The following is a 22,764-nucleotide window of genomic DNA, read 5'->3' on the forward strand; positions in this document are numbered from 1 at the left end:
CGTGAACGATGTGATTCCTCGCCCGCAGGCGAAAAACCCCAAAGCGCTGACCCCGCTGCTGGAAATCCGTAATTTAACCAAGTCGTTCGACGGTCAGCACGCCGTCGACGACGTCAACCTCACTATTTATAAAGGCGAAATTTTCGCTCTGCTGGGCGCTTCCGGCTGCGGCAAGTCAACCCTGCTGCGTATGCTGGCGGGTTTTGAACAGCCCACCGCCGGACAGATTGTCCTGGATGGCGTCGATCTGGCGCGGGTGCCGCCGTATCAGCGGCCGATTAATATGATGTTCCAGTCCTACGCGCTGTTTCCCCATATGACGGTGGAGCAGAATATCGCCTTTGGCCTCAAGCAGGACAAATTGCCCAAGGCCGAAATCACCAGCCGGGTGCAGGAGATGCTGGCGCTGGTGCATATGCAGGAGTTTGCAAAGCGTAAACCGCATCAGCTCTCCGGCGGCCAGCGTCAGCGCGTGGCCCTGGCCCGCAGTCTGGCGAAAAGACCGAAACTGCTGCTGCTTGATGAGCCGATGGGGGCGCTGGATAAAAAGCTGCGCGATCGGATGCAGCTCGAAGTCGTCGATATTCTTGAGCGCGTCGGCGTCACCTGCGTGATGGTGACCCACGATCAGGAAGAGGCGATGACCATGGCGGGGCGCATCGCCATTATGAACCGCGGCAAGTTCGTGCAAATCGGCGAGCCGGAGGAAATTTACGAACACCCGACCACCCGCTACAGCGCAGAGTTTATCGGCTCGGTCAACGTCTTTGAAGGGCTGGTGAAAGAGCGTCAGGAAGATGGCCTGGTGCTGGACTCTCCGGGCCTGACCCATCCGCTGAAGGTCGATCCCGATGCCTCCGTCGTCGATAACGTCCCGGTGTGGGTGGCCCTGCGCCCGGAAAAAATCATGCTCTGCGAGGACCCGCCCGCGGATGGCTATAACTTCGCGGTGGGCGAGGTTATCTATATAGCCTATCTCGGCGACCTGTCTATCTACCATGTGCGCCTGAAAAGCGGGCAGATGCTGAGCGCTCAGCTGCAGAACGAACATCGTTACCGTAAGGGGGCGCCAACCTGGGGTGATGAGGTGCGTTTGTGCTGGGATGCCGATAGCTGCGTCGTGTTGACGGTGTAAGGAGAGGGCGATGAGTACATTAGAACCCCCGTCAGGCGTAAAAAAACCGGGCGGTTTTGCGCTATGGCTGGCGCGACTGCAGATGGCCCACGGGCGCAAGTTGGTTATTGCGCTGCCCTACGTGTGGCTGATCCTGCTGTTCCTGCTGCCGTTCCTGATTGTTTTTAAAATCAGCCTGGCGGAGATGGCGCGGGCGATCCCGCCGTACACCGACCTGCTGGAGTGGGCCGACGGTCAGCTCACGTTAACGCTGAATCTCGGGAATTTCCTGCAGCTCACCGACGATCCGCTCTATTTTGAAGCCTATCTGCAGTCGCTTCAGGTGGCGGCGATCTCGACGTTCTGCTGCCTGCTGTTGGGGTATCCGCTGGCGTGGGCGGTAGCGCACAGTAAGCCATCGACGCGAAATATCCTGCTGCTGCTGGTGATCCTGCCGTCATGGACCTCGTTTCTGATCCGCGTCTACGCCTGGATGGGGCTGCTGAAAAGCAACGGCGTGCTCAATAACTTCCTGCTGTGGCTGGGGGTCATCGACCAGCCGCTGGAGATCCTGCACACCAACCTGGCGGTCTATATCGGTATTGTTTACGCCTATCTGCCGTTTATGGTGCTGCCGATCTATACCGCCCTCACGCGTATTGATTACTCGCTGGTGGAGGCGTCGCTGGATCTGGGCGCCCGACCGCTGAAGACTTTCTTCCAGGTGATCGTTCCGCTCACCAAAGGCGGGATTATTGCCGGGTCGATGCTGGTGTTTATTCCGGCGGTCGGGGAGTTCGTTATCCCGGAACTGCTGGGCGGCCCGGACAGCATTATGATTGGCCGCGTGCTGTGGCAGGAGTTCTTCAATAACCGCGACTGGCCGGTCGCGTCGGCGGTGGCGATCGTGATGCTGTTGCTGCTGATCGTGCCGATCATGTGGTTCCACAAGCATCAGCAAAAACAGGTGGGGGAACACGGATGAATAATTTGCCGGTAGTCCGTTCGCCGTGGCGAATTTTAATTCTGCTGCTCGGCTTTACCTTCTTGTATGCGCCGATGCTGATGCTGGTGATTTACTCGTTCAACAGCTCAAAGCTGGTGACGGTATGGGCCGGGTGGTCGACGCGCTGGTATCGCGAACTGTTTCATGACGATGCGATGATGAGCGCGGTAGGCTTAAGTCTGACCATTGCCGCCTGCGCCGCGACGGCGGCGGTGATCCTCGGTACCATTGCCGCGGTGGTAATGGTGCGTTTTGGCCGCTTCCGCGGTTCAAACGGCTTTGCTTTTATGATCACCGCGCCGCTGGTGATGCCCGATGTGATTACCGGCCTGTCGCTGCTGCTGCTGTTTGTGGCGCTGGGGCATTCCATTGGCTGGCCGTCGGATCGCGGCATGCTGACCATCTGGCTGGCGCACGTCACCTTCTGTACCGCGTACGTCGCGGTGGTTATTTCATCGCGCCTGCGTGAGCTTGACCACTCCATTGAAGAGGCGGCGATGGATCTGGGGGCCGCGCCGCTGAAGGTCTTTTTCGTCATTACGCTGCCGATGATTATGCCGGCGGTGGTCTCCGGTTGGCTGCTGGCCTTTACGCTGTCGCTCGACGACCTTGTCATAGCCAGCTTTGTTTCCGGACCGGGGGCGACAACGCTACCGATGCTGGTCTTCTCCAGCGTGCGCATGGGGGTCAACCCGGAGATTAACGCCCTGGCGACGTTAATCCTCGGCGTGGTTGGAATTGTTGGTTTTATCGCCTGGTATTTGATGGCCCGCGCGGAAAAGCAGCGGGTACGCGATATCCAGCGTGCAAGAACCGGCTGAACCACCTAAAATCTGCAATAGAGTTAACATCGGCGCCGCACTTGAGGCGCCGTTTTCATGGAAGACTTTACGTTGGGATTGTTTACTAATACGCGTTCTTCTCATGCACGTCTTAACGTTCCTGCGCTGGTGCAGGTGGCGGCCTTCGCCATTATTTTAATCCGCGGTCTGGATTTGCTGATGATCCTCAACCAGCTTGGCGTTCAGGGAATGGTGGATTTTGTCCATCGCAGCGTGCAGACGTGGGCGCTCACCCTGGTGTTCCTCTCAAGCCTGGTGCTGGTGTTTATTGAAATCTGGTGCGCTTTTTCGCTGGTAAAAGGGCGCAACTGGGCGCGTTGGCTATTCTTGTTGACGCAGATTATCGTGATTGGCTACCTGTGGGCCGCGTCATTGGGCTACGGTTACCCCGAGCTGTTTAGCATTGCCGGGGAATCGAAGCGCGAAATCTTTCGCTCCCTGGTGCTGCAAAAACTACCGGATCTGCTGGTGCTGGCGATGCTGTTTGTGCCGGCCCCGTGCCGACGCTTTTTCCGTTTACAGTAACGGTGATACAATCCCCGCCCCTGTTTTTATGAAGGTCTTGTTATGCATTGCGCACTTTATGACGCGGGTCGCTGCCGCTCCTGCCAGTGGCTGGAACTGCCGATATCCCAACAGCTCGCCGATAAAATGGCCGATCTGCGCGCGCTTTTGGCCGATGCGCCCGTCGCTGAGTGGTGCGCACCGGCTTGCGGCCCGGAGAGTGGGTTTCGCAACAAAGCCAAAATGGTGGTCAGCGGTAGCGTTGAGCGCCCGCTGCTCGGGATGCTGCACCGTGATGGCGCTCCGGAAGACCTGACCGATTGCCCGCTTTATCCGCAAAGCTTCGCGCCGGTTTTCGCTGCGCTTAAGCCGTTTATCGCCCGCGCCGGGCTCACGCCCTATCATGTCGCCCGCAGGCGCGGAGAGCTGAAGTACATTCTGCTGACCGAAAGCCGGCTCGACGGCGGTATGATGCTGCGCTTTGTCCTGCGCTCGGAGACCAAGCTTACCCAGCTGCGCGCCGCGCTGCCGGCGCTGCAGGCGTTGCTGCCGCAGTTGAAAGTCATTACCGCCAATATTCAGCCGGTGCATATGGCTATCATGGAGGGGCCGCAGGAAATTTTCCTTACCGACCAGCAGGCGCTGGCGGAAAATTTCAACGGCGTACCGCTGTGGATCCGCCCGCAGAGCTTCTTTCAGACTAACCCGACGGTCGCCAGCCGGCTGTATGCCACCGCTCGCGACTGGGTGCGCCAGTTGCCGGTCAACCATATGTGGGATCTGTTCTGCGGCGTCGGCGGCTTTGGTCTGCACTGCGCTTCGCCTGAGATGCGCCTGACCGGGATCGAAATCGCCCCGGAAGCCATCGCCTGCGCGAAGCAGTCGGCGGCAGAGCTCGGCCTGCATAACCTGCATTTCCAGGCGCTTGATTCCACGCAGTTTGCCACCGGCGAAGGCGAGATCCCGGATCTGGTGCTGGTGAATCCGCCGCGTCGCGGCATCGGCGACGAGCTATGCGCGTATTTAAGCCGTATGGCGCCGGAGTTTATTATCTATTCCAGCTGCAACGCCCGAACGATGGCGAAAGATATCGCTCGCCTGAGCGGTTATCGTATTGAGCGCGTCCAGCTGTTCGATATGTTCCCCCACACCGCCCATTATGAGGTGCTGACCCTGCTGGTTCGCGAAGTATAAACAAAATGTGAACTCTTCAGGCGGTGAAGATCGGGTAAGCTTGGCTAATCAGAACGTAAGAATAGCGGAGTGCTGCCGGTGGCAAAAAAAATCCTGTTGGTTGAAGATGATGAAGATATCGCCGCGCTGCTGCGCCTGAATCTGCTGGATGAGGGTTATCAGATTGTCCACGTGGCGGACGGGGCGCAGGCCCTGAGTCTGCTGGAAAAAGAGCTTTGGGATGCGGTGATCCTCGACCTGATGCTGCCGGGCGTCGACGGTCTGGAAATTTGTCGCCGCATTCGTCAGCAAACCCGCTATCTGCCGGTGATTATTATCAGCGCCCGCGCCAGCGAAACCCAACGGGTGCAGGGGCTGGAGATGGGAGCGGATGATTACCTGGCCAAACCGTTTTCGATTCTCGAACTGACCGCCCGGGTTAAGGCGGTGTTCCGTCGTCAGGAGGCGATGGGGCAAAATCTGCTGATGGATGCCGGGCGTATTGCCAGCCATGGTTTAAGCATTGACCCCTTATCGCGCGACGTTAAGCTGCGCGGCGAGACGGTGGATCTGACGCCGCGCGAGTTCGACCTGCTCTACTACTTTGCCCGCCATCCGGGGGAGGTCTTTTCCCGCCTTGAGCTGCTCGATCGGGTGTGGGGCTATCAGCACGACGGCTATGAGCATACGGTCAATACTCATATCAACCGCCTGCGCACCAAAATTGAGCGCGACCCGGCGGAGCCGGACATCATTCTGACCGTCTGGGGAAAAGGCTATAAGTTTGCCGTGGAGCGCAAAGAGGCGCAGCCATGATCCGCCGTATCAGCCTCAGCCAGCGCCTGGCGCTGGTGTTTACCTCACTGCTGCTGCTCTGCGCCATAGCCGTTTGCCTGATCCAGCTGTACAGCAGCGCGCAGTACGGTAATGTGATGGTCCAGCGTCTCTCCGCCGGGCTGGCGCAGCAGATCGCCGCCCGCGAGCCGCTGCTGGACGCTCAGGGGCAGGTTGACCGCCAGATGCTGAAACCGCTTTTTGACCGGCTGATGACCTTTAATCCCAGCGTGGAGCTGTATCTGCTTTCGCCCGACGGCGAGCTGCTGGCCGACGCCGCGCCGCCGGGGCATATTAAACGCCAGCGCATCGATCTGGCACCGGTGCAAACGTTCCTGTCCGGCGGCGCCTGGCCGGTGTACGGCGACGATCCGCGCAGCCTTGATAAGCAAAAGGTGTTTAGCGTGGCGCCGCTGCGCCAGGACGGCCAGCTGCGCGGCTATCTCTACATTATCCTGCAAGGCGAAACCTTTAATGAGCTGGCGGCGAGCGCCTGGCAGAAAACCTTGTGGAGCCTGCTGCTGTGGACTCTGCTGCTGGTGGCCGGTCTCGGCGGGCTGGCGGGCTGGCTGGCCTGGTTCTGGGTAACGCGCCCGGTGCGTCAGCTCACCGCGCTGGTGGCAACCGACAGCCAGGACAGTATTCATGCGATCAAGGCGCTGGCGGCGCAAACCCCGGAGGCAAACCCCGGAAATGAAGTGGCCGTGCTGCACAATCGCTTTATTGAGCTGGCTCGCCAGATTGCCAGCCAGTGGGACCGTCTGGCCGATAGCGATCGTCAGCGGCGGGAATTTGTCGCCAACATCTCCCACGATTTACGCACGCCGCTTACCTCTTTGCTGGGATATCTGGAAACGTTAAGCCTGAAGGCCGATCGCCTGACGATGGAGGAGAACAAGCAGTATCTGAATATCGCCCTGCGCCAGGGCAACAAAGTCCGCCATCTGTCTCAGCAGCTGTTTGAGCTGGCTCGCCTGGAGCACGGCGGGATTAAGCCGCAGCCGGAAACATTTGTGTTGGCCGAGCTGGTACAGGATGTGGCGCAAAAATTCGACCTGCCAATCGCGACGCGCAATATCGGTCTACGGCTGGAGCTGGCCACTGGGTTACCGCCGATAACCGCGGATCTCTCGATGATTGAGCGGGTGCTGACTAATCTGCTCGATAACGCCATTCGTCATACCCCGGAAGGCGGGCTTATCCGTCTGGCGGCGCGTCGCTCGGGACCGGAGTTTATCGTCGAGGTGGCCGACAGCGGGCCGGGCATTGGCAGCGAGCTGCGGGCAACGCTGTTCGAGCGGCCTTCGGTGCTGGCGCCTGGCGCGCAAAGCGCATCACGAGGGGGACTGGGGTTGATGATTGTGCGACGGATGCTGCAGCTGCACGGCGGCGATATTCGCCTGCTTGACGCGCCGGCAGGGGCCTGTTTCCAGTTTACCCTGCCGGTGTAAGGTTGCGGATTAGCCGATCGGGCTACCGGTTTACCGCCGTCTGCTAATCGGTCGCCCGGGTAAGGCGTTTACGCCGCAACCCGGGGAATGCGCGGGATTGAGGCTTTGTTGCGGCTGTTTCCCGGGCCGCGCTGCGCTTGACCGGGCTACGGGGCCACGGCTGTCTGCGGGCCGGTAGCCCGGACAGGCGCGTCAAGCGCCGCCTCCGGGAAATGCTTACTCCGGGAACCACTGCTGGCTGATTTTTTCGTAGGTGCCGTCGGCTTTAATCGCCTTCAGCGCGGCGTTCAGTTTTTCCAGCAGCGCTTTGTTATCCGGGCGTACCGCAATGCCGAGGCCGGTGCCGAAGTACTGCGCGTCGGTCACTTTCGGCGTCGCCGCGCCCAGCTGCGGGTTGGTTTTCAGCCACTCGTTGACCACGGCGGTATCGCCAAACACCCCGTCAATACGGCCATTTTTCAGGTCGATAAACGCATTCTGGTAGCTATCGTAAGCCACGGTTTTCACCTCAGGATGTTTATCCTGCAGGTATTTCTGGTGCGTGGTGCCGTTTTCCATCCCGATGCGTTTGCCTTTCAGATCGTCAAAAGAGTGGAAGGCATCTTTCTTCGAGATAACCAGCGCGGAGTTAGCGTAGTACGGGTCGGTGAACGCCACCTGCTTGCTGCGCTCGGGGGTAATATCCATGCCGGAAATGACCGCATCATATTTCTTGAATTTGAGCGCCGGGATCAGGCTGTCGAAAGCATGGTTGGTAAAAGTACACTCGGCCTGCATCTGTTTGCACAGCGCGTTCGCCAGGTCGATGTCGAAACCGGCGATTTGGTTATTGGCGTCCATGGATTCAAACGGTGGGTAAGTTGCAGAAACGCCAAAGCTTATTTTTTCTGCGGCAGCGGCACCAAAGGCGAAAGAGCTAAGCAGTGCGGCCAGAACTAACTTTTTCATTGTGGAACTCCCGTCGGTCAATCTTATGATGTTGTGCCGTGTTTGCGGCTGGGTCTAACAATGCCACCAAATGAATTTATATTCAATAAAGATGGATAGTTATTTTTATTTGGTTAAAAAAAGACGGATAATTCAGTGAAGTTATCCGTCTTGGTCTGGCTAGTTATGCGATTTTAATTCCGTCGCTCAAACGCCAGCGCTTTATGTTCAATCAGGCGCATCAGCAGCGTCAGCAGGCCGTTGACCACCAGGTAGACAATACCGGCGGCGCCGAACACCATCACGTCATAGGTGCGGCCATAGAGCAGCTGGCTGTGACCCATCACTTCCATCAGGGTAATGGTGTAGGCCAGAGACGTACTCTTGAACACCAGCACCACTTCGTTGGAGTAGGAGGAGAGGGCGCGTTTAAAGGCGTACGGCAGCAGGATCGCCAGGGTATCTTTCTTGCTCATCCCCAGCGCGCCGCAGGATTGCCACTGGCCGTCCGGGATGGCGCGAATGGCGCCATGAAACAGCTGCGTGGTATAGGCGGCGCTATTAAGAGAAAGGGCGATCAGCGCGCAGAGCCAGGGCTCGGAAATCAGATGCCAGAGTACCGGATACTCCTGCAGCGACGGGAACTGTCCCGGGCCGTAGTAAATCAGGAAGATCTGCACCAGCAGCGGCGTGCCGGTAAACAGCGTGATATAGCCGCGCACGATCCACACCAGCACCGGCGTTTTTAGCGTCAGGATAATGGTAAAGATCAGCGACAGAATCAGCGCCACGACGATAGAGGCCGCCGTCAGCGTCAGGCTGGTATGCAGCCCTTTTAGCAGTTCAGGTAAGTAATCAAGCATCAGCCCGGTCTCCGTTCGAAGCGCGTCGCACGCTGGTCAATACGTTTCAGGATGTACTGACTCAACAGGGTGATGACCAGATAGATTGCCGCCGCGATGATGTACCAGTTAAACGGCTCCTGGGTACGAGTGGCGATGCTTTTGGTTTGCAGCATCAGGTCGTTGACGCTGATCAGGCTCACCAGCGCGGTATCCTTCAGCAGCACCAGCCACTGGTTACCGAGACCCGGCAGCGCGTGACGCCACATTTGCGGCATCACTAAGCGAAAGAAAATAGCGGCTTTCGATAGTCCCAGCGCCTGGCCGGATTCCCATTGCCCTTGCGGAACGGCCTTTAGCGCTCCGCGCAGGGTCTGCGATGCGTAAGCGGCATACAGCAGAGAAAGCGCGATAGCTCCGCAGAGGAACGGGCTGACGTCGAAGTTTTCAATCTGCATCTGTACCGGGATCTGCACAAAGCCGAGATTGATCGTAAAGCCGTCAGAGAGGGTCAGCAGCAGCTGTGAGGAACCAAAATAGATAAACAGAACCACCAGAATTTCCGGTAGTCCGCGTAAAAGGGTGACAATGCCGGTTGCGAGCCAGGCGATCGGACGCAGCTTCACCGACTCGAGGACGGCAAACAGCATCGCCAGCACCAGGCCGATGATCAGGGCGCAAACGGCAAGGCCGACGGTCATCCCGGCGGCGCTTGCTAATGGAAAAAATTCGTTCATTCAGCGTTACTTCTGGAACCATTTGTTATAGATAGACTGGTAAGTCCCATCGCTTTTTACTTTTTCCAGCGCAGCGTTAAATTTCTGCTGCAGTTCGGTATTGCCCTGACGTAGCGCAATGCCGAGACCGGTGCCGAAATAGTCTTTATCGGTAACCTTGTCGCCCACCGCGGCCAGCTTCGGATTGCTCTTCAGCCATTCGGTCACTACGGCGGTATCGCCGAATACCGCATCAATACGGCCGTTCTGCAGGTCCAGCTTCGCATTCTGGTAGCTGTCGTAAGGAACGGTAGTGATTTCCGGGTGTTTGTCGGTGATGAATTTCTGGTGAGTGGTGCCGTTCTGCACGCCGACTTTTTTGCCTTTCAGGGCATCAATGCTGGTGAATTTACCCTGCTGGCCGACGAACAGCGCGGAATTCTCATAGTACGGGGTGGTGAACAGCACCTGCTTTTCACGCTCAGGAGTGATGTCCATCCCGGCCATGACCGCGTCGAAACGACGGAACTTCAGGCTGGGGATCAGGCTATCGAAGGCCTGGTTGGTAAAGGTGCAGGTCGCATCAATCTCTTTACACAGGGCGTTCGCCAGATCGACGTCAAAGCCGACAATTTTGTTATTGGCATCGATCGATTCAAATGGAGGGTAGGAGGCCTCGGTGGCGAAACGAATGGTCTGGGCTGCGGTAGCGGAGAGGCTCATGCCCGCAAGAAGAGCGGCAATCAGTACTTTTTTCATCGTCATTTCCCCGAAAACATCAATGTGAAAGATAGTTTTTAAACGCGTCGGTCTGCGGATGCGCGAAGCAGCCGGCATCACCTTGTTCAACGATATGGCCATTTTCCATATAGACCACGCGGCTGGCTGTTTTGCGCGCCACTTCCACTTCGTGGGTGACGATAACCTGCGTAATGCCGGTTTCAGCCAGTTCGCGGATAATACTGACGATCTGGGCAGTGATTTCTGGATCGAGCGCCGCCGTGGGTTCATCAAAGAGCAGAACCTGCGGTTCCATCATCAGGGCGCGGGCAATGGCCACGCGCTGCTGCTGGCCGCCGGAAAGATGCAGCGGGTAGCGATCGCTATAGGGTTTCAGGCGCAGACGTTCGAGCAGCTTTTCCGCGCGGTCTAACGCCCGATCTTTGCTTAAACCGAGTACGCGGCAGGGGGCTTCAATCAGATTTTGCTGCACGGTCAGATGCGGCCACAGATTATACTGTTGGAAAACCATACCCACGTTCTGGCGCAGCTCGCGAATGGCTTTGTCAGAAGGCGCTTTGGTAAAGTCGAAATGGTTTCCGGCGATATGCAACGTACCGGAACGCGGCATCTCCAGCAGATTGAGGACGCGCAGCAGCGAGCTTTTACCGGCACCGCTTGGGCCGAGCAGCACCAGCGTTTCCCCCTGCGGGCAATCCAGCGTGATGTCGAACAGCGCCTGGTGCGCGCCGTAGAAGCAATTAATGCCGTTTAATTTAATGCTCATCTGGGCAGTCTGATACAAATAGCAATTGAGGCCGCAAATAGTACCTTTGGCAGAATAGTTATGCAATATTTATGCGTTAAAAGTTAAATGTAAACCATGTTTACATTTAAAGTTAGCACAAAATATGGCTTCGTGAAGGCGGGAGAAGTCAATGTCGGCATTACCAGCGGAAATGCCGACATTTTACCGGGGTTATTTCATTCGGCCTGAGCGGCCTGGCGCCCGGATTAGCGTTTTTCGAGACTCTGACGCAGGGTGCCCGCCGGCGCATGGGCGTTGTTGCCGAGATAACGCACGTCATCCACGGCCCAGCACTGGCCTTCCTGAATCATCAATACTTCGTCCTTCCAGCTTTGGGTGCCCTGTTTCAGCTCCACGCGCAGCGGAATATTGCGCGCGTCGCGATTAGGAATGGTCGAGGCGCTGGCGACATCGGCGCTGTCGGCTGGCGTTGTGCTGCTGGAGAACAGGTTTGACTGCAGCAGGGCGTTGTTAGACGGGTCCTGACGCGCGTCGTTCAGCAGTTTTGCCAGACCGTCGCTCAGGTACGGACGCAGCGCCGTTAAATCGCTGTTGCGGTGCTGCACCTGATAGTCATAAAACTTCTGCGCCACGTCATCCGGGCCGCCTTCGATGCAGGGGCCGCTGCGGGTGCCGTTATCTTTGTAGGCAGGCGTGACGGTTGTACAGGCGCTGAGCGCCAGCGCGCAGGGGAGGACTAATGCAAGAACTTTGTAGCGCATGATGATTTCCTTATGAGCTCACTACGTTAGAATATCTGTTCAAGCATAGTGTATCAGATAGGGATTGTGCTTGACCCTTAGAGCTAACGCATTGAACGCTAAAGAAGGAGTTTGAACATGCAATTTTCAACTACGCCAACCCTCGAAGGTCAGCCCATCATCGAATACTGCGGCGTCGTCACCGGGGAAGCGATTCTCGGCGCTAACGTATTCCGCGATTTTTTCGCCAGCATCCGCGATATCGTCGGCGGTCGTTCCGGCGCCTATGAAAAAGAGCTGCGTAAAGCCCGGGAAATCGCCTTTGAAGAGCTAAGCGAACAGGCCAAAGCGCTGGGCGCCAACGCGGTTGTCGGCATTGATATTGATTATGAAACCGTCGGTAAAGATAGCAGCATGCTGATGGTCAGCGTCAGCGGCACCGCGGTGAAGACCCGGCGATGAGAATGTGCCGGGCAGGCGTCCTGCTGACGCTGCTGCTGGCGGGCTGCGCTACGGAAAAGGGCATTATCGATCGCGACGGCTATCAGCTGGATACGCGCCACCCGGCGCAGGCGGCTTATCCGCGCATCAAAGTGCTGGTGATCCACTACACCGCCGATGATTTCGACGTTTCGCTGGCGACGCTGACGGATAACCAGGTGAGCTCTCACTACCTGATTCCGGAGATACCGCCGCTGCACGGAGGCAAACCGCGGATCTGGCAGCTGGTGCCGGAAGAGGATCTGGCCTGGCATGCGGGCGTCAGCTTCTGGCGCGGCAGCACGCGTATTAACGATACCTCGATTGGTATTGAGCTGGAGAATCGCGGCTGGCAAAAAACGGCCGGGGGCAAAAGCTTCACGCCGTTTAATCCGGCGCAAATTGACGCTCTGATCCCGTTGGCGAAAGACATTATCGCCCGCTACCATATCGCGCCGCAGAACGTGGTCGCGCATGCGGACATCGCCCCGCAGCGTAAAGACGATCCGGGGCCGCTGTTCCCGTGGCGCAGGCTGGCCGAACAGGGAATTGGCGCATGGCCGGATGCCCAGCGCGTGGCGTTTTATCTGCAGGGGCGCCCGTCATACGAGCCGGTCGACGCCGCAGAGCTGCTGGACGTGCTGTCTCGCTACGGCTATCAGGTAACGCCGGACATGACCCCTGCACAGCAGAAGCGGGTCATTATGGCTTTCCAGATGCACTTCCGCCCCGAGCGCTGGGACGGGGTTGCCGATGCCCAAACCCTGGCGATAGCCGAAGCGCTGCTGGAAAAGTATGGGCGGGGTTAATAGTGCAGCTTACCGTGGTCCTTCAACCACGCGGCGGTACGGATAATGCCTTCATCCATCGTGACAACCGGCCGGTAGTCTAGCTCCTGCTGGGCGCGGGAGATATCAAGGGTGAAATCAAAGTTCAGCTTAGAGACGCCGTAGTGGGTAAAGGCGGGCTCTTTAGCTGACTTATTGCCAAAGCGCTCCATGCTGCGGGCAATAATATCCAGCATCGGGTAAGGGACCGAACGGATGCGGCACTTTATTCCCAGCTCATCGATGAGTTTCTGTACGATGCTGTGCAGGGTTTGCGGTTCGCCGTTAGTGATGTTGTACGCCCGGGCCGAGGGCAAGAGGTCGCACTGGGGCTGGCTGGCGAGCCACATCGCGTGTACCGCGTTTTCATAGTAGGTCATATCCACCAGCGCGCTGCCGCCGCGCGGCAACAGAACGCTACCGTAGTGCTGCATCATTTGCGCCAGCCGCGGGATAAACACTTTATCATGCGGGCCAAACAGGCTCTGCGGGCGCAGGATCGTAAAGCGGGTATTCGGGTTGGCCTGCGCCAGAAGATGGATCACATCTTCGCTTGCCGCTTTGCTGCGGGCGAATTCGTTGGCGAAACGCTGCGGGCGAAAATCTTCCTTAACATCGCGATGATGGTGATAATCAAAATAGAGCGACGGCGAAGAGATGTGCACGAAGTTGCGCACGCCCCAGGCTACCGACCACTCGCCGAGACGGCGAGTCGCGCGGACGTTAGCTAAATCGAAGGCCTGCTGGGTGCCCCACGGCGAGGTAAAGCTGGAACAGTGCCACAGGGTATCGATACCGGCGAGCATCACTTTGGCCTGCGAAGAGACCAGCTCGGTTAAGTCCGCAGGGACGAACTCTGCGCCCATTTTGCTCAGAAGCTTGCCCATCGCTTCGTTGCGCCCGGTCGCTCTGACGCTAATGCCCCTGTTACGCAGATATTCCACCGCGTTGCGGCCCAATCCGCTGGTCGCACCGGTAACCAGTACCTTCATATCGATCCACTGTTAAACAAAAGAATTTCGTGCGCATTTTTCCGTGATTCTGACTACGATGCAATGAGAATCATGAAAGAATTCTATACGTATACTCTATTTGATGGTGATTTGCTCCGCCAGGTGGGCGATGCGTCGCGCCATACCGCGAAAAATAAACAGATGCGCCGGGATCATCAGTAGCCAGTAGAAGAGCCCCGGCATACCGTGCGGGTGCCACCAGGCGCGCACGTCCAGCTCGCGATGATCGCCTTTATCGCGCAGGGTAAAGCTCAGGCGGCCAAGGCCGGGCGCTTTCATGCCGAATAACAGCGTCAGCTGCTTTTCCGGCTCGACGATAATGACCTTCCAGCTGTCCACCGCGTCGCCGGTTTGCAGATACGCTCTTTCCGGACGCCCCTTTGCCAGCCGATGGCCGACCAGCAGGTCCATCGCCCCGCGAGTTTTCCACAGCACGTTACCGAAGAAATAGCCCTCTTTGCCGCCGATTTGGTTGATCACCTCCCACAGCGCGCCGGAGCTGGCGGAAGTATTAACGGTACAGCCCGCCTGTTTCGGATAGTAGCCGTATTCGGGCCGCCAGCGGGCGAAGGCCTGCGCATCGTAGCCCCAGTCGCTGGAGTTCACCAGCTGCTCCTCTTCTTTAAGCGTGCGGCGCACCGCCTCATCAAACGCGATAAGCGGTTGAGGAATTAAGGCCCGCAGGGCGCGATCGTCGGCGATCAGATCGTGCTTTAGCCCCTGAATCAGGGCTTTGGCCGTGGTTGGCGGCACCGAGGTAATCACATTGAGAAACCACACTGAAATCCAGCGGGTAGGGAAAGGAACAGGAATCAGCGGGCGTCGTTTGCCGCTGACCGCCATAAAGCGGATAAACTGCTGCTGATAGCTTAGCGTTTCCGGCCCGGCGGCTTCAAACACCCGATGCTCGCGGGACGGATGGTCAAGCAACCGCAGCAGATAGTAGAGCAAATTTTCCAGCGCAATCGGCGTAGTGCGCGAGCGTACCCAGCGCGGCGGCGTCAGCACCGGCAGGTTGTAAACCATATCGCGCATCACTTCGAAGGCGGCGGAACCGGCGCCGACGATAATGCCGGCGCGAACTTCCGCTACCGGGACGCCCGATTCGCGCAGCAGATCGCCGGTGATCTGGCGGGCGCGTAGATGATCGGATTGCTCCTGCTCCTCCACCTGTAAGGAACTGAGAAAGATGACTTCGTTCACCGGCGTCTCGCGCAGCGCGTCGCGAACGTTGAGCGCGACCTGCCGCTCGTGGCGGATAAAGTCGCCGCCTTCGCCCATCCCGTGCACCAGATAGTAAACGGTATCAGCCTGCGCCAGCAGGTCGGGTAGCGCTTCCGGCTGGTTTAAATCGAGCGAATAGCACTCGACGCCGGGGAGATGCTGTTTTTTAAGCCTGTCGATGTGGCGTGCCGCCGCCAGCACGGTGAAGCCCTGCTCGCTGAGTCTTTTCACCAGATGCTGGCCGATATAACCGCTGGCGCCAAGCACCAGAATTCGCTGCGACACACCGGACTCCTTAACGGTTTAAAAATGCCTGCCAGTGGCTCACTACCTCGGCGAGCTGCTGGCGGTTAACGTCAATATGCGTCACCAGGCGCACGATGGGCGAGGCGTTGATCAGCACCCCGCGTTCGCGCAGATACTCGCCCAGCGCGGTGGCGCGCGCTTCACCAACGCGAACAAACAGCATATTGGTATCGTGGCGCATCACGTCAGCGCCGACGGCGCGCAGCTGTTCCGCCATCCACGCGGCGTTGTCATGATCCTCTTTTAAGCGCGCGACGTTGTTCTGCAAAGCATACAGGCCAGCCGCCGCCAGAATCCCCGCCTGACGCATTCCGCCGCCGACCATTTTCCGCCAGCGGATCGCGCGGCGAATATACTCTTCGCTCCCTACCAGCAGCGAGCCTACCGGCGCGCCAAGGCCTTTGGACAGGCAGATGGTGAAAGAATCGCAGTAGCGGGTGATATCGCGCAGCTCGCAGCCGTAGTCCACGACGGCGTTAAAAATACGCGCGCCGTCCACGTGCAGTCCGAGGCCGCGCTGGCGCGTGAATTCCCAGGCTTCTTTCAGATATTCACGCGGCAGCACTTTGCCGTTATGGGTATTTTCCAGCGACAGCAGGCGGGTGGGCGCGAAATGAATATCGTCCGGTTTGATTTTGGCCGCGACTTTGTCCAGCGGCAGGGTGCCGTCCGCTGCGGCGTCGATGGGCTGCGGTTGGATGCTGCCGAGTACCGCCGCGCCGCCGGCTTCATAGAGATAGTTATGCGCGCCCTGGCCGACGATATACTCTTCGCCGCGCTGGCAGTGGCTGAGCAGGGCGACCAGGTTGGCCTGGGTGCCGGTGGGCAAGAAGATCGCGGCTTCTTTGCCCGCCAGCTCGGCAGCAAAGCGCTGGAGTTCGTTAACGGTCGGGTCGTCGCCATAGACGTCATCCCCGACCGGGGCGGCCATCATAGCTTCCAGCATGGCGCGGCCCGGGCGGGTGACGGTATCACTGCGTAAATCTATCATGTCATATCCTTATACACTTCATTCTTCGCGCTGCTTCTGCGTTGGCTACACCCTCAAAGCCCGGTCACATAGTTATCTATGCTCCCGGGGATGTTCGGGCTTGCCGCCTTGAGGCAACACGAAGGATTTTGTGTATGAATTGAAAAGGATATTTTTACCTTAGCCAGTTAGTTTTCGCCAGTTCAATAACCTCGTCGCCGCGGCCGCTGATAATCGCGCGCAGCATATAAAGGCTGAAACCTTTGGCCTGCTCCAGTTTGATTTGCGGCGGCATCGCCAGCTCTTCACTGGCGACGACCACATCCACCAGTACCGGGCCATCGGTAGCGAAAGCGGTTTGCAGCGCTTCATCAACCTCTGACGCACGCTCAACGCGTATGCCCTTGATACCACACGCTTCGGCGATGCGGGCAAAGTTGGTGGCGTGCAGCTCGGTGCCGTCTGTCAGATAGCCCCCGGCCTTCATCTCCATCGCCACGAAACCCAGTACGCTGTTATTGAAGATAACGATTTTCACCGGCAGCTTCATTTGCGCCAGCGAGAGGAAATCCCCCATTAGCATGCTAAAGCCGCCGTCGCCGCACATTGCCACGACCTGGCGGTCGGGAGCCGTGGCTTTTGCGCCGATGGCCTGCGGCATGGCGTTAGCCATTGACCCATGGTTGAAGGAGCCGAGCAGGCGGCGCTTGGCGTTCATCTGCAGATAGCGCGCGGCCCAGACGGTCGGCGTACCCACGTCACAGGTAAAAATGGCGTCCTCGTCGGCAAAGTGGCTGATGCGCTGCGCCAGATACTGCGGATGAAGCGTTTTGTCGCTGGGCTTGGCCAGATCGTCGAGCCCCTTACGCGCGTCGCGATAGTGTTCCAGCGCTTTATCGAGGAATTTGCGGTCGGTTTTCTCTTCGAGAAGCGGCAGCAGCGCGTTGAGGGTGGATTTGATATCGCCGACCAGCGCCATGTCCACTTTACTGTGGGCGCCGATACTGCCGGGGTTGATATCGATCTGAATAATTTTCGCGTCCGTCGGGTAGAAGGCGCGATAGGGGAACTGGGTGCCGAGCAGTACCAGGGTGTCGGCGTTCATCATGGTGTGGAAGCCGGAGGAGAAGCCAATCAGCCCAGTCATCCCCACATCATAAGGGTTGTCGTATTCAACGTGCTCTTTGCCGCGCAGCGCATGAACGATAGGCGCTTTGAGCTTCGCGGCGAACGCCACCAGCTCTTTATGCGCTCCGGCGCAGCCGCTGCCGCACATCAGGGCGATGTTGCTGGAATAGCGCAGCAGCTGGGCCAGCTTCTTCAGCTCTTCTTCCGCCGGCGTCACCTGCGGCAGCGGCGCGTGGTACCAGTGGCTGCTGGCGCTTTCCGGCGCGGGTTTTAGCGCAACGTCGCCGGGGAGCACCACTACCGAGACGCCGCGGTTAATTACTGCTTTGCGCATGGCGATGGCCAGCACCTGCGGAATTTGTTCCGGGGATGAGACCAGTTCGCAGTAGTGGCTGCATTCGCGGAACAGCTCCTGAGGGTGCGTCTCCTGAAAATAGCCGCTGCCGATTTCACTGGAAGGAATATGGGCGGCGATAGCCAGCACCGGAACATGGTTGCGGTGACAGTCGAAAAGGCCGTTAATCAGGTGCAGGTTGCCCGGCCCGCAGGAACCGGCGCATACCGCCAGTTCGCCGGTAAGCTGGGCCTCCGCTCCGGCGGCGAAGGCGGCCACTTCTTCGTGGCGCGTGGGCATCCAATCGATGGTCCCCATGCGGTTCAGGCTGTCGCTTAAGCCGTTAAGAGAATCCCCGGTTACGCCCCAAATACGTTTAACGCCAGCCTGTTCAAGAGTTTTGGCAATGTATGCCGCCACGGTCTGTTTCATGGTTCTCCATCTCCTTTTTGTGATAACGCTTACAAGCTTAGATGATACTGCCAGTTACGCTCGCTTTAACCCCTCATTTTCGCTGGTTTTTTTCAGCAAAAACTCCGCATAATCTGTGCTCACATAAAGTGGTAAACAGGAATCATTTCAAATGGTTAAATCGCTGTTAAATGCTGTTAATAAACTGCTGTCTCATGACGATTTCGGCAAACTCTTGTTACGACTTGCCGTTGGCGGACTGATGCTGTTTCACGGATTGCACAAGCTATTTGATGGCGTAGGGGGAATCAGCAATATGCTGGTAGCAAAAGGATTGCCGGGTTTTATCGCTTATGGGGTATTAGTGGGTGAGGTGGTTGCGCCTTGCCTGCTGATCCTGGGAATTCTTACCCGTCCGGCGGCGCTGGTGCTGGCGTTTACGATGGTCGTCGCCTGGCTGATGGTCGGGACGGGCAAAACCTTCGCGCTGGATGCGGTCGGCGCGTGGGCGATTGAGAGCCTGGTCTATTTTTTCGTGGGTGCGCTGGCGGTCGCTTTTTTGGGGGCAGGGCGCTATGCCATCGCCGGCAATTCGGCCTGGCGGTAAAGATAGCCGGATGGCGCTGCGCCATCCGGCAGTTGCTGGTTAAGCCAGTACCAGATCGCCCCGCGGATGGCAGGAGCAGGCCAGCACGTAGCCTTCTGCGATTTCCGCATCGGTTAACGTCATGGTACTGCTGACGGTATACTCGCCGGAAACCACTTTCGTTTTGCAGCAGCCGCAGACGCCTGCGCGACAGGCGACGGTAACCGGCACTTTGTTACTTTCCAGCGCTTCGAGCAGCGTGGCGCCGACCGGCGCATAGAACGCTTTCGCCAGTTGCAGTTTGGTGAACTTCAGGCCGCTGGTAGCGGCGTCGGCTACCGGCGTAAAGAACTGCTCTTTGAAGAAGCGCGTCGCGCCCAGCGCTTTCACTTCCTGCTCAACCCACTCCATATACGGCGCCGGGCCGCAGGTCATGACGGTACGCGATGCCAGATCCGGCACGCTTTGCAGCAGTTCGGTCGTTAAACGTCCTGCCACGAAACCGTGGGCGGCGTGATTTTCCGCCACCAGCGTCACCGGATACTGACGCCATTCCTCAGCGAAAATGACATCCTGGGGAGAACGCACGTTAAAAATCACCTGAACATCAGCCTGCGGGCGATATTTCGCCAGCCAGCGGCGCATTGACATGATTGGCGTGACGCCGCATCCTGCGGCCAGCATCAGGAATTTATCGTCCGCTTTATCGTCACAGGTGAAATCACCCATCGCGTCGGACAGCCAGATATAGTCGCCGCGCTTCACGTCGCGGGTGAGCCACTGCGAACCCGCGCCCTCGTCAATACGGCGTACGGTCAGCGTAAGATATTCGCTAACGCCCGGCGTCGAGGAGAGGCTGTAGGCACGCAGCGTCTCCTGCGAATTGCGTACGCTGACCAGCGCGTACTGCCCGGCACGATACGGATAATAGTCGTGGCAGAGCAACGAAATTGTCCACACATCCGGCGTTTCCTGATGGATGTGGTGAACCTGCATCCGCCACGGGCACTGATGGGTTGGCAAAGTCATACTTTTACTCCTTACGCGCTCAGCAGTTGCTTCATGTCTTCTTCTACGGTGGTCACCGAACGCAGACCGAATTTCTCATTAAGCACGGCCAGCAGATCCGGCGTGAAGAAGCCCGGCGCCGTCGGGCCGGTGACGATGTTTTTCACGCCCAGCGACAGCAGGGTCAGCAGAATAACAATCGCTTTCTGTTCAAACCATGAGAGCACCAGAGACAGCGGCAGGTCGTTCACGCCACAACCCAGTTTTTCCGCCAGGGTGACCGCCAGGATGATGGCAGAGTAAGCGTCGTTACACTGACCGGCATCGACCAGACGCGGTAGACCTTCGATATCGCCGAATTCGAGTTTGTTGAAACGGTACTTACCGCAGGCCAGGGTCAGAATCAGGCAGTCGTCCGGTACGCTGGTGGCGAAATCGGTGAAGTAGTTACGTTCGCCGCGCGCCCCGTCGCAGCCGCCCACCAGGAAGATATGGCGCAGCTTTTCACGGCTCACCAGGTCGATCAGCGTATCCGCCGCGCCCAGCAGGGTCTGACGACCGAAACCAACGGTGATCAGGTGCGGGATCTCGCTGTACGGGAAGCCCGCCATCTGCTGCGCCTGAGCGATAACCGGGGCGAAATCTTCGCCTTCCAGATGATTCACGCCCGGCCAGCCGACGATGCTGCGGGTCCAGATACGATCGTCATAGGCGCCGACGGTTGGGTCGATGATGCAGTTTGAGGTCATGACAATCGGGCCAGGGAAGCGGGCAAACTCGACCTGCTGGTTTTGCCAGCCGCTGCCGTAGTTACCGATCAAATGTTTGAATTTACGCAGCTCCGGGTAACCGTGCGCCGGCAGCATTTCACCGTGGGTGTAGACGTTAACGCCGGTGCCTTCGGTCTGCTCCAGCAGGTTGTACAGATCTTTCAGGTCATGGCCAGAAATCAGGATACATTTGCCTTCGGTCGCTTTGACGTTGACCTGCGTCGGGGTGGGATGGCCATATTTGCTGGTCTCGCCGGCGTCCAGAATGCTCATGACTTTAAAGTTCATCTGGCCGATTTCCATCGAACATTCCAGCAGCGCGTTCATATCGGCAGGCCAGGTACCGAGCCACGCCATGATTTTGTGGTACTGGGCGTAGATGGCGTTGTCGTACTGACCGAGAACGTGGGCGTGTTCCATGTAGGCCGCCGCGCCTTTCAGACCGTACAGGCACAGCAGGCGCAGGCCGAGAATATTCTCGCCGATGGCCGCTTTGTCTTTGTTCGGGGTGAATTCCGCCGCCTGACGCTGCAGGTCGCCGAGATCGTCACTCACTAACTGCAGATCGGCCATCGGGTTATCAACCGTCGCATGAGCGTCGATATTCAGGCTCCGGGCTTTCAGCGCTTCGCGCAGGGTGATGGCCTCGCGGGCGTAGCCAACGATACGCGGGGAGTCGAAGTTAACGTTGGTCAGCGTGGAAAAAAAAGCGCGCGGCGCGAAGCTATCGATGTCATGGTCGATGATGCCGTATTCGCGGGCTTTAAGCGCCCATGCGGAGAGGCCCTGCAGAGAAGCAATCAACAGATCCTGCAGATCGGACGTTTCGGCCGTTTTCCCGCACATACCCTGCGCGTAAGAGCAGCCGTTCCCTGCCGGGGTACGGATGGTTTGTTCACATTGCACACAAAACATGGTCACACCTTTTTTAAAGTTATATTTAATATACATGTTTAAGGTTATGCCCGAGCGCGTGAAGATAAAAGGTATTTCTCGTACAACTTACAGGGAGATTGATTTAGCGCAAAATTGGCGGCAGGGAACTACCGCCAGAGAGGTATTAAGCGGAGAAAAAAGCCATCAAGATGGGCACCAGCAGGCTCAGAATGAAGCCATGCACGATGGCCGCCGGGACGATCTCCACCCCGCCTGAGCGTTGTAGTACCGGCAGCGTAAAGTCCATTGATGTCGCGCCGCAAAGGCCTAACGCCGTTGAACGGCTGCGGCGCACCAGCCCGGGGATAAGCATAATCGCCAGCAGTTCACGGGCAAGATCGTTAAAGAATGCCGCGCTGCCAATCACCGGGCCATAGGATTCGGTCAGCAGGATCCCGGAGAGCGAATACCAGCCAAAACCGGAGGCCATGGCCAGCCCGGTTTTTAGCGGCAGGTCGAGAATAAAGGCATTGATGACGCCGCCCAGCAATGAACTGACCATCACCACCACCGCGACAATCATGCCGCGACGATTAAGAACGATTTGCCGCAGCGTCATGCCATTATTACGCAGCTGAATACCGATGAGGAACAAAAGGAAAATCAGCGTATATTCGCTGGCCTCGGTGGCGTGTTGTAAAAAAGAGAGACCGCTCAGACCAATCAGGAAGCCAATAAGCACCACGCCGCATAGCTGAAGGGATTCCAGCGCCATTGCCAGACGCGAGGGTAATTTTTCCTGACGATGATGATTTTGCCAGGGCATTTTCTGTTCAAGCCACATCAGGGCGGCAATATTGCACAGCATAATAATAACGACGCTGACCGCCGCATAATGAAGGATAGCCAGAAGATTGCTGGCCAGATTATCCAGGAAGGCCAGGCTAATACCCATAAAGAAGAGAATAACGTAGACGATCCAGCTCAGAAATCGCGTAATGAGTTTAAGGGCTGATGGCCGATGAAGAGGAATAAGATAGCCTATGACCAACGGCAGCAGAATGATTAATAGTCCCGAAAACATGAACGACACGATCCTTGCAGAGTGAAAATAGCGTCACTGACACTACCCAAATCGCCGGACTGAGTAAAGTAGTCGGAAAAAAGAAAGGCCCGGCAGTACCGGGCCTCAA

Annotated in this window: 23 protein-coding genes; 10 read left to right on the plus strand and 13 right to left on the minus strand. The window is 57.8% G+C overall.

The window, feature by feature from the left end; translation table 11 throughout:
• The first annotated feature begins 1 nt into the window (after position 1).
• The 7 genes from potG (at position 2) to KOSB73_RS11960 (ending at position 6,924) form a co-directional block, all read left to right on the plus strand.
• Positions 2–1,135, plus strand: a complete 1,134-nt coding sequence (potG, locus tag KOSB73_RS11930; RefSeq protein WP_098140554.1) for a putrescine ABC transporter ATP-binding subunit PotG — start codon at positions 2–4, stop codon at positions 1,133–1,135.
• A gap of 10 nt (positions 1,136–1,145) precedes the next feature.
• Entirely contained in the window at positions 1,146–2,099 is a 954-nt protein-coding gene (gene potH / locus KOSB73_RS11935; RefSeq protein WP_014228601.1) for a putrescine ABC transporter permease PotH, read from the plus strand.
• The gene (potI, locus tag KOSB73_RS11940) at positions 2,096–2,941 is read left to right on the plus strand and encodes a putrescine ABC transporter permease PotI (protein WP_024360104.1); all 846 of its coding nucleotides are present in this window, start codon (positions 2,096–2,098) and stop codon (positions 2,939–2,941) included. The genes potH and potI overlap by 4 nt, the downstream gene beginning before the upstream one ends.
• Before the next feature lie 57 nt (positions 2,942–2,998).
• On the plus strand, positions 2,999–3,487 hold the full coding sequence (locus tag KOSB73_RS11945; RefSeq protein WP_004134587.1) for a YbjO family protein: 489 nt from the start codon (positions 2,999–3,001) through the stop codon (positions 3,485–3,487).
• 42 nt (positions 3,488–3,529) lie between these two features.
• On the plus strand, positions 3,530–4,660 hold the full coding sequence (gene rlmC / locus KOSB73_RS11950; protein WP_098140529.1) for a 23S rRNA (uracil(747)-C(5))-methyltransferase RlmC: 1,131 nt from the start codon (positions 3,530–3,532) through the stop codon (positions 4,658–4,660).
• A gap of 78 nt (positions 4,661–4,738) precedes the next feature.
• A complete protein-coding gene (locus tag KOSB73_RS11955) occupies positions 4,739–5,455 on the plus strand; it encodes a response regulator transcription factor (RefSeq protein WP_004134579.1) in 717 nt (238 codons plus the stop codon).
• Positions 5,452–6,924 (plus strand): sensor histidine kinase, encoded by a 1,473-nt coding sequence (locus KOSB73_RS11960; protein WP_098140530.1) that lies wholly within the window; start codon positions 5,452–5,454, stop codon positions 6,922–6,924. The genes KOSB73_RS11955 and KOSB73_RS11960 overlap by 4 nt, the downstream gene beginning before the upstream one ends.
• A gap of 216 nt (positions 6,925–7,140) precedes the next feature.
• Here the strand turns inward: KOSB73_RS11960 and artJ are convergent, their stop codons facing one another.
• The 6 genes from artJ to KOSB73_RS11990 form a co-directional block, all read right to left on the minus strand.
• Positions 7,141–7,872, minus strand: a complete 732-nt coding sequence (gene artJ / locus KOSB73_RS11965; RefSeq protein ID WP_024360101.1) for an arginine ABC transporter substrate-binding protein ArtJ — start codon at positions 7,870–7,872, stop codon at positions 7,141–7,143.
• A 173-nt stretch (positions 7,873–8,045) separates the two neighbouring features.
• The gene (artM, locus tag KOSB73_RS11970; protein WP_004130864.1) at positions 8,046–8,714 is read right to left on the minus strand and encodes an arginine ABC transporter permease ArtM; all 669 of its coding nucleotides are present in this window, start codon (positions 8,712–8,714) and stop codon (positions 8,046–8,048) included.
• A complete protein-coding gene (artQ, locus tag KOSB73_RS11975) occupies positions 8,714–9,430 on the minus strand; it encodes an arginine ABC transporter permease ArtQ (protein WP_049090041.1) in 717 nt (238 codons plus the stop codon). Before artQ ends, artM begins: the two co-directional genes overlap by 1 nt.
• Positions 9,431–9,436: 6 nt before the next feature.
• Positions 9,437–10,168, minus strand: coding sequence for an arginine ABC transporter substrate-binding protein ArtI (artI, locus tag KOSB73_RS11980; protein ID WP_004130868.1), 732 nt, complete (start codon positions 10,166–10,168; stop codon positions 9,437–9,439).
• Positions 10,169–10,187: 19 nt separating this feature from the next.
• Positions 10,188–10,916 (minus strand): arginine ABC transporter ATP-binding protein ArtP, encoded by a 729-nt coding sequence (artP, locus tag KOSB73_RS11985; protein ID WP_024360099.1) that lies wholly within the window; start codon positions 10,914–10,916, stop codon positions 10,188–10,190.
• Positions 10,917–11,143: 227 nt separating this feature from the next.
• The gene (locus KOSB73_RS11990) at positions 11,144–11,659 is read right to left on the minus strand and encodes a lipoprotein (protein WP_004849391.1); all 516 of its coding nucleotides are present in this window, start codon (positions 11,657–11,659) and stop codon (positions 11,144–11,146) included.
• Between the two features lie 117 nt (positions 11,660–11,776).
• Between KOSB73_RS11990 and KOSB73_RS11995 the strand changes: the two genes are divergently transcribed.
• The gene (locus KOSB73_RS11995) at positions 11,777–12,100 is read left to right on the plus strand and encodes a heavy metal-binding domain-containing protein (RefSeq protein ID WP_004100606.1); all 324 of its coding nucleotides are present in this window, start codon (positions 11,777–11,779) and stop codon (positions 12,098–12,100) included.
• Entirely contained in the window at positions 12,097–12,927 is an 831-nt protein-coding gene (locus KOSB73_RS12000; RefSeq protein WP_049087316.1) for an N-acetylmuramoyl-L-alanine amidase, read from the plus strand. Before KOSB73_RS11995 ends, KOSB73_RS12000 begins: the two co-directional genes overlap by 4 nt.
• Here KOSB73_RS12000 and KOSB73_RS12005 read toward each other — a convergent pair.
• The 4 genes from KOSB73_RS12005 to poxB form a co-directional block, all read right to left on the minus strand.
• Positions 12,924–13,937 carry an NAD-dependent epimerase/dehydratase family protein gene (locus tag KOSB73_RS12005; protein ID WP_049130688.1) on the minus strand — a complete coding sequence of 338 codons (1,014 nt, stop codon included), beginning with the start codon at positions 13,935–13,937 and terminating at the stop codon, positions 12,924–12,926. The two genes, KOSB73_RS12000 and KOSB73_RS12005, sit on opposite strands and share 4 nt — an antisense overlap.
• A gap of 96 nt (positions 13,938–14,033) precedes the next feature.
• Entirely contained in the window at positions 14,034–15,467 is a 1,434-nt protein-coding gene (locus KOSB73_RS12010) for a DUF2867 domain-containing protein (RefSeq protein WP_098140531.1), read from the minus strand.
• 10 nt (positions 15,468–15,477) lie between these two features.
• The gene (ltaE, locus tag KOSB73_RS12015; RefSeq protein WP_004871751.1) at positions 15,478–16,479 is read right to left on the minus strand and encodes a low-specificity L-threonine aldolase; all 1,002 of its coding nucleotides are present in this window, start codon (positions 16,477–16,479) and stop codon (positions 15,478–15,480) included.
• A 154-nt stretch (positions 16,480–16,633) separates the two neighbouring features.
• The gene (gene poxB, locus KOSB73_RS12020) at positions 16,634–18,352 is read right to left on the minus strand and encodes a ubiquinone-dependent pyruvate dehydrogenase (RefSeq protein WP_098140532.1); all 1,719 of its coding nucleotides are present in this window, start codon (positions 18,350–18,352) and stop codon (positions 16,634–16,636) included.
• Between the two features lie 151 nt (positions 18,353–18,503).
• Here poxB and KOSB73_RS12025 point away from each other — a divergent pair, with 151 nt between their 5' ends.
• On the plus strand, positions 18,504–18,938 hold the full coding sequence (locus KOSB73_RS12025) for a DoxX family protein (RefSeq protein WP_004871745.1): 435 nt from the start codon (positions 18,504–18,506) through the stop codon (positions 18,936–18,938).
• Positions 18,939–18,977: 39 nt separating this feature from the next.
• Here the strand turns inward: KOSB73_RS12025 and hcr are convergent, their stop codons facing one another.
• The 3 genes from hcr to KOSB73_RS12045 form a co-directional block, all read right to left on the minus strand.
• Positions 18,978–19,946 (minus strand): NADH oxidoreductase, encoded by a 969-nt coding sequence (hcr, locus tag KOSB73_RS12030; RefSeq protein WP_098140533.1) that lies wholly within the window; start codon positions 19,944–19,946, stop codon positions 18,978–18,980.
• Positions 19,947–19,957: 11 nt separating this feature from the next.
• A complete protein-coding gene (gene hcp, locus KOSB73_RS12035) occupies positions 19,958–21,610 on the minus strand; it encodes a hydroxylamine reductase (RefSeq protein WP_098140534.1) in 1,653 nt (550 codons plus the stop codon).
• 145 nt (positions 21,611–21,755) lie between these two features.
• Positions 21,756–22,655: a LysO family transporter gene (locus tag KOSB73_RS12045; RefSeq protein WP_004871736.1), complete on the minus strand. Its 900-nt coding sequence runs from the start codon at positions 22,653–22,655 to the stop codon at positions 21,756–21,758.
• Positions 22,656–22,764 lie beyond the last annotated feature (109 nt).

It is taken from the genome of Klebsiella grimontii (assembly GCF_900200035.1).
Classification (GTDB): Bacteria; Pseudomonadota; Gammaproteobacteria; order Enterobacterales; family Enterobacteriaceae; genus Klebsiella; species Klebsiella grimontii.

Bases quoted from the DNA above. Each gene is read 5' to 3' on its own strand.
- potH (WP_014228601.1), top strand. From the start codon at position 1,146: ATGAGTACATTAGAACCCCCGTCAGGCGTAAAAAAACCGGGCGGTTTT.
- potI (WP_024360104.1), top strand. From the start codon at position 2,096: ATGAATAATTTGCCGGTAGTCCGTTCGCCGTGGCGAATTTTAATTCTG.
- KOSB73_RS11945 (WP_004134587.1), top strand. From the start codon at position 2,999: ATGGAAGACTTTACGTTGGGATTGTTTACTAATACGCGTTCTTCTCAT.
- rlmC (WP_098140529.1), top strand. From the start codon at position 3,530: ATGCATTGCGCACTTTATGACGCGGGTCGCTGCCGCTCCTGCCAGTGG.
- KOSB73_RS11960 (WP_098140530.1), top strand. From the start codon at position 5,452: ATGATCCGCCGTATCAGCCTCAGCCAGCGCCTGGCGCTGGTGTTTACC.
- artJ (WP_024360101.1), bottom strand. From the start codon at position 7,872: ATGAAAAAGTTAGTTCTGGCCGCACTGCTTAGCTCTTTCGCCTTTGGT.
- artM (WP_004130864.1), bottom strand. From the start codon at position 8,714: ATGCTTGATTACTTACCTGAACTGCTAAAAGGGCTGCATACCAGCCTG.
- artQ (WP_049090041.1), bottom strand. From the start codon at position 9,430: ATGAACGAATTTTTTCCATTAGCAAGCGCCGCCGGGATGACCGTCGGC.
- artI (WP_004130868.1), bottom strand. From the start codon at position 10,168: ATGAAAAAAGTACTGATTGCCGCTCTTCTTGCGGGCATGAGCCTCTCC.
- artP (WP_024360099.1), bottom strand. From the start codon at position 10,916: ATGAGCATTAAATTAAACGGCATTAATTGCTTCTACGGCGCGCACCAG.
- KOSB73_RS11990 (WP_004849391.1), bottom strand. From the start codon at position 11,659: ATGCGCTACAAAGTTCTTGCATTAGTCCTCCCCTGCGCGCTGGCGCTC.
- KOSB73_RS11995 (WP_004100606.1), top strand. From the start codon at position 11,777: ATGCAATTTTCAACTACGCCAACCCTCGAAGGTCAGCCCATCATCGAA.
- KOSB73_RS12000 (WP_049087316.1), top strand. From the start codon at position 12,097: ATGAGAATGTGCCGGGCAGGCGTCCTGCTGACGCTGCTGCTGGCGGGC.
- KOSB73_RS12005 (WP_049130688.1), bottom strand. From the start codon at position 13,937: ATGAAGGTACTGGTTACCGGTGCGACCAGCGGATTGGGCCGCAACGCG.
- ltaE (WP_004871751.1), bottom strand. From the start codon at position 16,479: ATGATAGATTTACGCAGTGATACCGTCACCCGCCCGGGCCGCGCCATG.
- poxB (WP_098140532.1), bottom strand. From the start codon at position 18,352: ATGAAACAGACCGTGGCGGCATACATTGCCAAAACTCTTGAACAGGCT.
- KOSB73_RS12025 (WP_004871745.1), top strand. From the start codon at position 18,504: ATGGTTAAATCGCTGTTAAATGCTGTTAATAAACTGCTGTCTCATGAC.
- hcr (WP_098140533.1), bottom strand. From the start codon at position 19,946: ATGACTTTGCCAACCCATCAGTGCCCGTGGCGGATGCAGGTTCACCAC.
- hcp (WP_098140534.1), bottom strand. From the start codon at position 21,610: ATGTTTTGTGTGCAATGTGAACAAACCATCCGTACCCCGGCAGGGAAC.
- KOSB73_RS12045 (WP_004871736.1), bottom strand. From the start codon at position 22,655: ATGTTTTCGGGACTATTAATCATTCTGCTGCCGTTGGTCATAGGCTAT.